Source organism: Leifsonia sp. HAY1-4F, from assembly GCF_056755275.1.
The window spans coordinates 1-238 of sequence record NZ_JBNDHX010000601.1; the positions used below are offsets into that span (position 1 = coordinate 1).

At 72.3% G+C, this 238-nt stretch carries 1 protein-coding gene; it reads right to left on the reverse strand.

Annotated features, from left to right (window positions below):
• Positions 1-238, reverse strand: a 238-nt coding sequence (locus ACPYOG_RS20665) for a hypothetical protein (protein ID WP_481295931.1), incomplete at both ends; no start/stop codon positions are given.

The following is a 238-nucleotide window of genomic DNA, read 5'->3' on the forward strand; positions in this document are numbered from 1 at the left end:
GAGGGGGGGGGGGGGGGGGGGGGGGGGGGGGGGGGGGGGGGGGGGGTGGGGTGGGGGGGGGGGAAGTGGTAATAATAAGGGTACCAGAGCTAGTGGACGTGCCCGTCGAACTGGCGACCCTGGTACGCGACGTGCTGCGAGCCCTGGTGTGCCCAGATGTACCCGTTGGTGTCCGTGGCAGCTTCGGCGCCGCCGACCTCCGAGACCGGGTTCTTGAAGTGCCAGTCGCCGCTGGCGC